This window comes from Streptomyces sp. L500 (genome assembly GCF_054551825.1).
On record NZ_JBTOLC010000008.1, the window covers coordinates 199,230 to 209,537 of the forward strand.

At 71.3% G+C, this 10,308-nt stretch carries 10 protein-coding genes; 3 read left to right on the forward strand and 7 right to left on the reverse strand.

Going from position 1 to position 10,308, the window contains the following annotated elements; all coding sequences use genetic code 11:
* Positions 1 to 203: 203 nt before the first annotated feature.
* From guaB to ACX9I7_RS11465, 3 genes are all read right to left on the reverse strand, one after another.
* Entirely contained in the window at positions 204 to 1,706 is a 1,503-nt protein-coding gene (guaB, locus tag ACX9I7_RS11455) for an IMP dehydrogenase (protein WP_358625927.1), read from the reverse strand.
* A gap of 133 nt (positions 1,707 to 1,839) precedes the next feature.
* Positions 1,840 to 2,415 carry a sigma-70 family RNA polymerase sigma factor gene (locus tag ACX9I7_RS11460; RefSeq protein ID WP_206279852.1) on the reverse strand — a complete coding sequence of 192 codons (576 nt, stop codon included), beginning with the start codon at positions 2,413 to 2,415 and terminating at the stop codon, positions 1,840 to 1,842.
* A 390-nt stretch (positions 2,416 to 2,805) separates the two neighbouring features.
* Positions 2,806 to 3,417 carry a response regulator transcription factor gene (locus tag ACX9I7_RS11465; RefSeq protein WP_003948568.1) on the reverse strand — a complete coding sequence of 204 codons (612 nt, stop codon included), beginning with the start codon at positions 3,415 to 3,417 and terminating at the stop codon, positions 2,806 to 2,808.
* A 407-nt stretch (positions 3,418 to 3,824) separates the two neighbouring features.
* Between ACX9I7_RS11465 and ACX9I7_RS11470 the strand changes: the two genes are divergently transcribed.
* The gene (locus ACX9I7_RS11470; protein WP_126914647.1) at positions 3,825 to 4,151 is read left to right on the forward strand and encodes a WhiB family transcriptional regulator; all 327 of its coding nucleotides are present in this window, start codon (positions 3,825 to 3,827) and stop codon (positions 4,149 to 4,151) included.
* 124 nt (positions 4,152 to 4,275) lie between these two features.
* On the opposite strand, the gene ACX9I7_RS11475 is transcribed toward ACX9I7_RS11470, so the two are convergent.
* Positions 4,276 to 5,187, reverse strand: coding sequence for a LysR family transcriptional regulator (locus ACX9I7_RS11475; RefSeq protein ID WP_459387232.1), 912 nt, complete (start codon positions 5,185 to 5,187; stop codon positions 4,276 to 4,278).
* A 104-nt stretch (positions 5,188 to 5,291) separates the two neighbouring features.
* Here ACX9I7_RS11475 and ACX9I7_RS11480 point away from each other — a divergent pair, with 104 nt between their 5' ends.
* On the forward strand, positions 5,292 to 6,056 hold the full coding sequence (locus ACX9I7_RS11480) for an MOSC domain-containing protein (RefSeq protein ID WP_459387239.1): 765 nt from the start codon (positions 5,292 to 5,294) through the stop codon (positions 6,054 to 6,056).
* Positions 6,053 to 6,826, forward strand: a complete 774-nt coding sequence (locus ACX9I7_RS11485) for an SDR family NAD(P)-dependent oxidoreductase (protein ID WP_387569012.1) — start codon at positions 6,053 to 6,055, stop codon at positions 6,824 to 6,826. Before ACX9I7_RS11480 ends, ACX9I7_RS11485 begins: the two co-directional genes overlap by 4 nt.
* A 103-nt stretch (positions 6,827 to 6,929) precedes the next feature.
* Here the strand turns inward: ACX9I7_RS11485 and groL are convergent, their stop codons facing one another.
* From groL to ACX9I7_RS11500, 3 genes are all read right to left on the reverse strand, one after another.
* Complete coding sequence (gene groL, locus ACX9I7_RS11490) at positions 6,930 to 8,552, reverse strand: chaperonin GroEL (RefSeq protein ID WP_459387233.1); 1,623 nt, start codon at positions 8,550 to 8,552, stop codon at positions 6,930 to 6,932.
* A 119-nt stretch (positions 8,553 to 8,671) separates the two neighbouring features.
* Positions 8,672 to 8,980: a co-chaperone GroES gene (groES, locus tag ACX9I7_RS11495; protein WP_004955293.1), complete on the reverse strand. Its 309-nt coding sequence runs from the start codon at positions 8,978 to 8,980 to the stop codon at positions 8,672 to 8,674.
* 252 nt (positions 8,981 to 9,232) lie between these two features.
* Entirely contained in the window at positions 9,233 to 10,123 is an 891-nt protein-coding gene (locus ACX9I7_RS11500) for a polysaccharide deacetylase family protein (RefSeq protein ID WP_459387234.1), read from the reverse strand.
* Between the last annotated feature and the right edge of the window lie 185 nt (positions 10,124 to 10,308).

A 10,308-nucleotide genomic window follows, 5' to 3' on the forward strand; every position in this document is an offset into this window, starting at 1 on the left:
GCCCTTCACTTTCCTTGGCGCTCCGTCTGCCGCATACCAGTATCCCCGACGCGGCGGAGCCCGCGGCCTGATCGGTCGCGGGCTCCGACGGACTTCTGTGCGAAGCTCCGACTACTACCGGCGGGAGTAGTTCGGCGCCTCGACCGTCATCTGACAGCACTACCCGGGGGGCGACCCCCGGACCCCCGGCCGGGGGACCCGTGTCAGCGGCGGGAGTAGTTCGGCGCCTCGACCGTCATCTGGATGTCGTGCGGGTGGCTCTCCTTGAGGCCCGCGGACGTGATCCGCACGAAGCGGCCCTTGTCCTTGAGCTCCTGGATGTCGGCCGAGCCGACGTAGCCCATGGAGGCGCGCAGGCCGCCGACGAGCTGGTGGGCGACCGAGGACAGCGGGCCGCGGTAGGGCACCTGGCCCTCGATGCCCTCGGGCACCAGCTTGTCCTCGGAGAGGACGTTGTCCTGGAAGTAGCGGTCCTTGGAGAAGGACCGCGCCTGGCCGCGGGACTGCATGGCGCCCAGCGAGCCCATGCCGCGGTAGGACTTGAACTGCTTGCCGTTGATGAAGACCATCTCGCCCGGCGACTCCTCGCAGCCCGCGAGCAGCGAGCCGAGCATCACCGTGTCGGCGCCGGCGGCGATGGCCTTGGCGATGTCGCCCGAGTACTGCAGGCCGCCGTCGCCGATCAGCGGGACGCCCGCCGCGTGGCACGCCTGGGCGGCCTCGTAGATCGCGGTGACCTGCGGGACGCCGATGCCGGCGACGACGCGGGTGGTGCAGATCGAGCCCGGGCCGACACCGACCTTGACGCCGTCCACGCCCGCGTCGATCAGGGCCTGGGCGCCGTCACGGGTGGCGACGTTGCCGCCGACGACATCGACGTTGATGTTGGACTTGATCTTGGCGATCATGTCGAGGATGCCCCGGCTGTGGCCGTGGGCGCTGTCGACGACCAGGAAGTCCGCGCCGGCCTCGACGAGCGCCTGGGCGCGCTCGAAGGCCTCGGCGCCGACGCCCACCGCGGCGCCGACGACCAGGCGGCCCTCGGCGTCCTTGGCGGCGTTCGGGTACTTCTCGGCCTTGACGAAGTCCTTGACCGTGATGAGGCCCTTGAGCACGCCGGCGTCGTCCACCAGCGGCAGCTTCTCGATCTTGTGGCGGCGCAGCAGCTCGATGGCGTCCTCGCCGGAGATGCCCACCTTGCCGGTGACCAGCGGCATCGGGGTCATGACCTCGCGCACCGCGCGGCCGCGGTCCATCTCGAAGGCCATGTCACGGTTGGTGACGATGCCCAGGAGCTTGCCCGCCGGGTCGGTGACCGGCACACCACTGATGCGGAAGCGGGCGCACAGCGCGTCGGCCTCGGCCAGCGTGGCGTCCGGACGGACGGTGATCGGGTCGGAGACCATGCCGGACTCCGAGCGCTTGACGAGGTCGACCTGGTTGGCCTGATCCTCGATCGAGAGATTGCGGTGGAGCACGCCCGCGCCGCCCTGGCGGGCCATGGCGATGGCCATGCGCGCCTCGGTCACCTTGTCCATGGCGGCGGACAGCAGCGGGATGTTCACACGTACGTTGCGCGAGACCCGGGAGGCGGTGCTCACGCCGTTCGGCAGGACCTCGGAGGCGCCCGGCAGCAGCAGGACGTCGTCATATGTCAGACCGAGCATCGCGAATTTCCCGGGCATTCCGTCGACGTTGTCAGTCATGACACCTTCCCAAATGGTCTTGCCCCAGCGAGGACTACCATGCTAACGGCCGTGGCGGGTGTCCCATTCCACGAGCCCTGAGGCTCGCGTCACTTGGATTTTCCTACGAGAACACCCGCGACCCGCCTCGCTCCTACTGTTCGGCGAGCGCCCTGAGCCTGCTGAGCGCACGGTGCTGGGCGACCCGGACGGCGCCGGGAGACATCCCCAGCATCTGCCCGGTCTCCTCGGCGGTCAGTCCGACGGCGACGCGCAGCAGCACGAGCTCGCGCTGGTTCTCCGGGAGGTTGGCGAGCAGCTTCTTCGCCCACTCGGCATCGCTGCTGAGCAGTGCCCGCTCCTCGGGCCCGAGCGAGTCGTCGGGCTGTTCCGGCATCTCGTCGGAGGGCACCGCCGTGCTGCCCGGATGGCGCATGGCGGCGCGCTGGAGGTCGGCGACCTTGTGCGCGGCGATGGCCACGACGAAGGCCTCGAAGGGGCGCCCGGTGTCGCGATAGCGCGGCAGGGCGCACAGGACGGCGAGACAGACCTCCTGGGCGAGGTCGTCCACGAAGTGCCGGGCGTCGCCCGGCAGCCGCGAAAGGCGCGTACGGCAGTAGCGCAGGGCGAGGGGGTGCACCAGGGCGAGCAGATCGTGGGTGGCCTGCCGGTCGCCCTCCACCGCACGGGCCACGAGCGCGCCAATGGCGGTGGTGTCGTCGTCGCGCATCGGTCCATGGTGCCCCGGCGCCGGATGCTCCGTGGCACCGCCCTCGTGGTTGTGCATCGAACCGTTACGCGTCGGTGTCCTCGCACTCACGTCTAGCGCCTCCCCCTTTCGGGTATGCCCGCCCCAGCACTCACGACTCCACCGATAGCTTGCACCCGTGCCGTGCGGCACGTGGCAGGGCTTGTCCGTCATGAGGTCTCTTCTGGCCGAGCGAGAAACCTCGGCCTCCGCCGGGGAGGAGTCACACCTCAAGGATGCGGCATCCCTCGAGGTTTCGGCGTCGGGCCGGTGGGGCGACGAGGCCGCGGTGCGCGCCACGGGGGTCGCGGTGGGCACCACCCGCCGGGGTGGCGCGCACCGTGACCTCGAGACGCCGCGCGCCACACCGCCTCAGCGGACCAGGCCCCAGCGGAAGCCGAGGGCCACCGCGTGCGCCCGGTCCGAGGCGCCCAGCTTCTTGAACAGCCGCCGCGCGTGGGTCTTCACCGTGTCCTCGGAGAGGAAGAGCTCGCGGCCGATCTCCGCGTTGGAGCGGCCGTGGCTCATGCCCTCCAGCACCTGGATCTCCCGCGCGGTGAGGGTGGGCGCGGCGCCCATCTCGGCCGAGCGCAGCCGCCGGGGGGCGAGCCGCCAGGTGGGGTCGGCGAGCGCCTGGGTCACGGTGGCGCGCAGCTCGGCGCGCGAGGCGTCCTTGTGCAGATAGCCGCGCGCTCCGGCGGCGACCGCCAGCGCGACCCCGTCGAGGTCCTCGGCGACCGTGAGCATGATGATGCGCGCGCCGGGGTCGGCGGAGAGCAGCCGGCGCACTGTCTCCACACCGCCGAGTCCGGGCATGCGTACGTCCATGAGAATGAGGTCCGAACGATCGGCGCCCCAGCGGCGGAGGACTTCCTCGCCGTTGGCCGCCGTGGTCACGCGCTCGACGCCGGGCACGGTCGCCACCGCGCGACGGAGCGCTTCTCGGGCAAGCGGGGAGTCGTCGCAGACGAGGACGGATGTCATGGCCGCCCTCCGCAGCTGATGCGCGTCACCTTGAGCCTCCAGAGGCTGGTACTGGTCGTCACCTTGCGCGGTCGACGGCACCCGGGCCCTGCCACCCGCCCGACTGCTTCATGCGTCAACCGCCTCCGCACTCTCAACGACGGTCACCCGAAAGAGTTACGGGCTTGGTCGGCCGTGTTCGGCACTCTACGTGAGGGCGCGGACACGGAGCAGGGCGCACGGGGGGCGCCCGCTCCATCGGCCAAGCTATGCCCCATTTGCCCAGTCGGACCCGCATTTCTTCCCATTTACAGGTGTCTGTGGCTAGATTCAGCAATGAGTCATATTTTCATCTGCTCACACGACAGTCACGACAGATGTACGGGCACGGGCACTGCATCGGACAGATCGTTTCGAGGGGATAAGCAATGGCAGATTTCTCCCGCCTTCCCGGTCCCAACGCCGACCTGTGGGACTGGCAGCTCCTGGCGGCGTGCCGAGGGGTCGACAGCTCGTTGTTCTTCCACCCCGAGGGCGAACGCGGCGCGGCGCGCAGCGCCCGGGAAACCTCCGCGAAGGAGGTGTGCATGCGCTGTCCGGTACGCGCCGAGTGCGCGGCGCACGCGCTGGCGGTGCGGGAGCCCTACGGCGTCTGGGGCGGGCTGACCGAGGACGAGCGCGAGGAGCTCATGGGGCGCGCGAGGCACCGGCCCATCTCGGCGAGCGGCGCTGGCGCCGGCGCGATGACCGCGTGAGCGCCCTGGCCGCTCCACCGCCCGCCCCCGGGGCCGGCGGGCGCCCCCGCACGTACGCTCCCGGAACCCGCCGCGCCGTCACCCGCGCCCGGCGGCCGGACGTCCGCGCCCGGCGCCGGAGGGGTCAGCGGCTCGCGGCCGCCGTGAGGCGGTCGAGCATCGCCCCGACCGCCGGGACCCTGGCCAGGTCCGGGAGGGTGAGGGCGACGATCTCCCGGTGCACCACCGGCTCCACCGGCACCGTCCGCGCGCCCTTGGGCCGCAGCGACTCCAGCGCCAGCTCGGGCATGACCGCGACCCCGAGACCGGCCCCGACCAGACCGAAGACCGCCGGGTAGTCGTCCGTCGCGAAGTCGATGCGCGGGGTGAAGCCCGCGCTCTCGCACACCTCCACCAGATGCCGCCGGCAGCGCGGGCAGCCCGCGATCCACGGCTCCCGCTCCAGCTCGGCGATCCCGATCCACTCCGCCCCGGCCAGCCGGTGCCCCTCGGGCACCACGCCGATGAGGCGGTCGGTCAGCAGCGGCCGGACGACCAGGTCGTCCCACTCCGCGCCCGCCGCCGGGTCCGCGCCGCGCACGTCGGGGTAGCGGAAGGCGAGCGCGATCTCGCAGTCGCCCTCGCGGAGCATCTCCACCGAGCGCGGCGGCTCCGCCTCGACGAGGGAGATCTGGGTGCCCGGGTGGGCGGCGCGCATCTCGGCGAGCGCGGTGGGCACGAGCGTGGAGCTGCCGCTGGGGAAGGACACCAGCCGCACCCGGCCGGCCCGCAGCCCGGCGATGGCCGCGATCTCCTCCTCGGCGGCCGTCAGCCCGGCCAGGATCCCCGTGGCGTGGCGGACCAGCGCCTCGCCCGCCTCGGTCAGCCGCATCTCCCGGCCCGTCCGGACCAGCAGGGGCGTGCGCGCCGACTGCTCCAGGGCCTTCATCTGCTGGCTGACGGCGGGCTGGGTGCAGCCGAGCTCCCGGGCCGCGGCCGAGAACGAACCGGTGGCGGCCACCGCGCGCAGCACCCTCAGATGACGTGCCTCGATCATAGAACCGAGCATAAGGCACCCTTGGGGCCGACGTGAAATAATCGCTCGACGCTTTGAGGGGAGCCGCCTAGGCTGATCGCATGGACCGCGCCATGACTTCCCCCATGCGACTGCTCTCCGTCAACATCGGCCGGGCCCTGACGGCGGGCGACCGCCCGGGCCACGAGGGCGCCTTCGCCGGCGGGCTCGCGAGCGGCATCGACAAGCGTCCCGTGCCCGGCCCGGTCGCCGTGGCCGCCCCCGGCCCGAAGGGCACGGCGGGCAGCGGCCTCGCGGGCGACGCGGTCGTCTCCCTCCGCCACCACGGCGGGAACGACCAGGCGGTCTACGCCTTCGCCCGGGAGGACCTCGACGGCTGGGAGCGGGCGCTGGGCCGCGCGCTGCCCCACGGCGCCTTCGGGGAGAACCTCACCACCACCGGGATCGACGTCAACGGCGCGCGCATTGGAGAGCGTTGGCGCATAGGTACGGATCTGCTGCTGGAGGTCACCTCGCCGCGCATCCCCTGCCGCACCTTCGCCGAGTGGCTGGGCGAGTCGGGCTGGATGCGCCGCTTCACCCAGGAGGCCGCGCCCGGGGCGTATCTGCGCGTCCTTGCGCCCGGGGAGATCCGCGCGGGCGACCGCGTCGACGTCGTCCACCGCCCCGCGCACGAAGTGACCGTCTCCTACGCCTTCCGCGCGCTGACGACGGATCAGTCGCTGCGGGCCGGTCTCCTCGCGGCGGGCGACGCCCTCCACCCCGAGCTGCTGGAGAAGGCCCTGACCTACCGGGACCGTCGAAATCGCGCCAACGGGCGTCCGGCGGGGCGGCCGGAGGAGGGGGAAGGCAACCGGGAGGGTGTGCCGAGCACTAACGTTCCCGTATGACGACTGCACTGATCACGGGAGCCACCGCGGGCATCGGCGCGGCCTTCGCCCGGCGGCTGGCGGCCGACGGGCACAATCTGGTCATCGTGGCCCGCGACGAGAAGCGGCTGAGCGAGCAGGCGACGGAGCTCCACGACCGCCACCGCGTGGAGGTGGAGGTGCTCCGCGCCGACCTGTCGCAGGAGAAGGACATCGCGGCGGTCGAGGCCCGGCTCTCGGACCGCAAGAACCCGGTGGACCTGCTGGTCAACAACGCGGGCTTCGGCAACAAGGGCCGTTATCTCGAGGTCGCGATGGCCGACGAGCTGACGATGCTCAAGGTGCACTGCGAGGCGGTGCTGCGGCTGACCTCGGCCGCGGCGGCCGGGATGCGGGAGCGCAGGCGCGGTGGCGTGGTCAATGTGGCCTCGGTCGCCGCGTTCGTCCCCCGGGGAACGTACGGGGCGAGCAAGGCGTGGGTGGTGCAGTTCACCCAGGGCGCCGCGCGGGACCTGGCGGGCAGCGGGGTGCGGATGATGGCGCTCTGCCCCGGCTTCGTCCGGACGGAGTTCCACCAGCGGGCCGGCATGGGCACGGACAACGTGCCCGGCTGGATGTGGCTGGACGCCGACAAGCTGGTCGACGCGGCGCTGAAGGACCTGGCCCGGGGCAAGGCGCTGTCCATCCCCGACCCGCGCTACAAGGCGCTGACCGGTCTGCTGAAGCTGGCCCCGCGCCGCGCGGTCTCGCGCGCCGGCGCGACGACGGGCCGCCGCTACGGGCCCAACTGAACGCCGCGAACGGGCGGGTGACGCGAGAACGGGCCGGGGCCCGGCCTCCCCACGAGGGAAGGCCGGGCCCCGGCCGTATCACCCGGATGGGCGAAGGGTTTCGTCAGTGGGCGTGGCCGTGACCGTGACCGGCCTCGGCGGGCTCCTCTTCCTTCTTCTCGACGACCAGGGTCTCGGTCGTGAGCAGCAGGGAGGCGATGGACGCGGCGTTCTCCAGGGCGGAGCGGGTGACCTTGACCGGGTCGATGACGCCGGCCTTCACCAGGTCGCCGTACTCGCCGGTCGCGGCGTTGAAGCCCTGGCCCGCCTCGAGCTCGGCCACCTTGGAGGTGATGACGTAGCCCTCGAGGCCGGCGTTCTCGGCGATCCAGCGCAGCGGCTCGACGGCGGCGCGGCGGACGACGGAGACACCGGTGGCCTCGTCGCCCTCCTTGCCCAGGTTGCCCTCGAGGATCTTCACGGCGTGGACCAGCGCGGAGCCACCACCGGAGACGATGCCCTCCTCGACCGCGGCGCGGGTCGCGGAGATGGCGTCCTCCAGACGGTGCTTGCGCTCCTTGAGCTCGACCTCGGTGGCCGCGCCCACGCGGATGACGCAGACGCCACCGGCGAGCTTGGCGAGGCGCTCCTGGAGCTTCTCGCGGTCCCAGTCCGAGTCGGTGGACTCGATCTCGGCCTTGATCTGGGCGACGCGGCCCTGGACGTCCGCGGACTCGCCGCCGCCGTCGACGATGGTGGTGTCGTCCTTGGTGATGGTCACGCGGCGGGCGGTGCCCAGCACGTCCAGGCCGACCTGGTCGAGCTTGAGGCCGACCTCCTCGGCGATGACCGTGCCACCGGTGAGGGTGGCCATGTCGCCCAGCATCGCCTTGCGGCGGTCGCCGAAGCCCGGGGCCTTGACGGCCACGGCGTTGAAGGTGCCACGGATCTTGTTGACGACCAGGGTCGACAGGGCCTCGCCCTCGACGTCCTCGGCGATGATCAGCAGCGGCTTGGAGCCACCCGCCTGGATGATCTTCTCCAGCAGCGGGAGCAGGTCCTGGATGGAGGAGATCTTGCCCTGGTGGATCAGGATGTACGGGTCGTCGAGGACGGCCTCCATACGCTCCTGGTCGGTGACCATGTACGGCGAGAGGTAACCCTTGTCGAAGGCCATGCCCTCGGTGAAGTCCAGCTCCAGGCCGAAGGTGTTCGACTCCTCGACGGTGATGACACCGTCCTTGCCGACCTTGTCCATGGCCTCGGCGATCAGCTCGCCGACCTGCTTGTCCTGCGCGGAGAGCGCGGCGACGGCGGCGATGTCGGCCTTGTCGTCGATCGGACGGGCGGTGGCCAGGAGCTCCTCGGAGACGGCCTTGACCGCGGCGTCGATGCCCTTCTTCAGGGAGGCCGGGGAGGCGCCGGCGGCGACGTTGCGCAGACCCTCGCGGACCAGCGCCTGGGCCAGCACGGTGGCGGTGGTGGTGCCGTCACCCGCGATGTCGTTGGTCTTGGTCGCCACCTCCTTGACGAGCTGGGCGCCCAGGTTCTCGTACGCGTCGTCGAGCTCGACCTCGCGGGCGATGGTCACACCGTCGTTGGTGATGGTGGGGGCGCCGAACTTCTTGTCGATGACGACGTTGCGGCCCTTGGGACCGATCGTCACCTTCACGGTGTCGGCGAGCTTGTTGACGCCGCGCTCAAGGGCGCGACGGGCGTCCTCGTCGAACTTCAGGGTCTTGGCCATGGGTTACGTATCCTTCGCCGTGTCTCAAAACGAACCGCGCCCCCGGCGCCCGGCTGTGCAGGCGCGGGAACCGGGGGCACTGTTCACAAGCTTCGAAGGCTCTGGGAGCCTCAGGTGAACTACTTCTCGATGATCGCGAGCACGTCGCGAGCCGAGAGGACGAGGTACTCGTCGCCGTTGTACTTCACCTCGGTGCCGCCGTACTTGCTGTAGAGCACGACGTCGCCGACCTTCACGTCGAGCGGCAGGCGCTCGCCGTTCTCGAAGCGGCCCGGGCCCACGGCCAGGACAGCGCCCTCCTGGGGCTTCTCCTTGGCGGTGTCCGGAATGACCAGGCCGGAGGCCGTGGTCTGCTCGGCGTCGAGCGGCTGGACCACGATGCGGTCCTCAAGCGGCTTGATGGCAACCTTGGAGCTGGCGGTCGTCACGATCCGACCTCCCCCTTCGGAGATCTCACGGGGTTAACTGTCTGAGGTGGCGACCAGGAGTCCCGTCGTCGCGGGTGCCGGAACCTGCCCGTCGCTACGTTTGGCACTCACCGGTGGAGAGTGCCAACGGAGCCGAGACTATGACGCGGTTAGCACTCGGTCAAGCGGAGTGCCAATTCGGCGTGCGGCGAGCTTTGATCTACCCCGTGGGCGGAGGCGTACTCCTGCGGCCTTCGCGGCGCGGCGCCCGCCCTACAGATAGTCCTCCAGACGGGCCACCGTGAAGCCCTGCGCCTGAATGCTGCGCAGCATGTTGGTGACCATCTGGGTCATCGTGGTGCCCTTGAGCTCCTGGGGCCCACGGAAGTGGGCCAGGACGATGTCGCCGGGCCGCAGCCCGCCGCCCTCCGCGTAGCGCATGTCGTTGATCTGCATCGTCGCCGTCCACAGCACGACCGCGCGCACCCCGCAGCCGGCGGCGGCGGTGAGCGTGGCGTCGTTGTAGTTGCCGTAGGGCGGGCGGAAGAGGGCCGGGCGGCCGCCGAACCGCTTCTCAAGGGAATCCTGCTGCCCGCAGATCTCGCGCTTCTGCGCCTCGGCCGAGAGGGTGCGCAGATTGGGGTGGGAGAGGGTGTGGTTGTCGATGCCGTTGCCGAGGGCGCGGAGCTTGTCGAAGTAGCCGTAGCCGGCGCCCGCGCGGGCGATGTCGTCCGTCAGGAACATCGTGAACGGCACCTTGAGGTCCGCCGCCATCCTCAGGAATGCCGGGTCCTTCTCGGCCCCGTCGTCGAAGGTCACGAAGACGACCTTGTCCTGGGTGGGGATACGCCGGATCAGCTGCGGCTTCGCACCCGGCTTGAACCCGTCGGTGAGCTTCTTCGCGGGCGGGGCCGGGGGCGCGGCCAGCGGCTTGTCCAGGCCCCAGCGGCGGTACGCGCCGGGGTCCGCCGGGGAGGCCGGGGCGGTGGCGGGCGCGGTGGGCGTCCCGGTCGCCTGGTGCGGCTTCGCGGGGCCGCCGGAGGAGGAGCCGGAGCACCCCGCCAGGACGCCGGACAACAGCAGGGCGGCGGAAGCGAGGGCGGCGGCGCGTATGGCGGCGGCGGCGCGTATTCGGCCGGAAACAGACGGGCTGACAGGGCTCACATACCCGATTGTTGTTCATCCGTTCGATAACCGCACGGGCCCCCTCGCCCTCCTCCGGCTCACCGCCGTACGAGGAGTGGCGCGAGAATGAGACACGTGCCCGCACCGAACGCCCCCGCCACCGACGCCTTCGTCGCCCTCCTCACCGACGAGGGACGCGCCCTCCTCGACGAGCTGCGCGACCA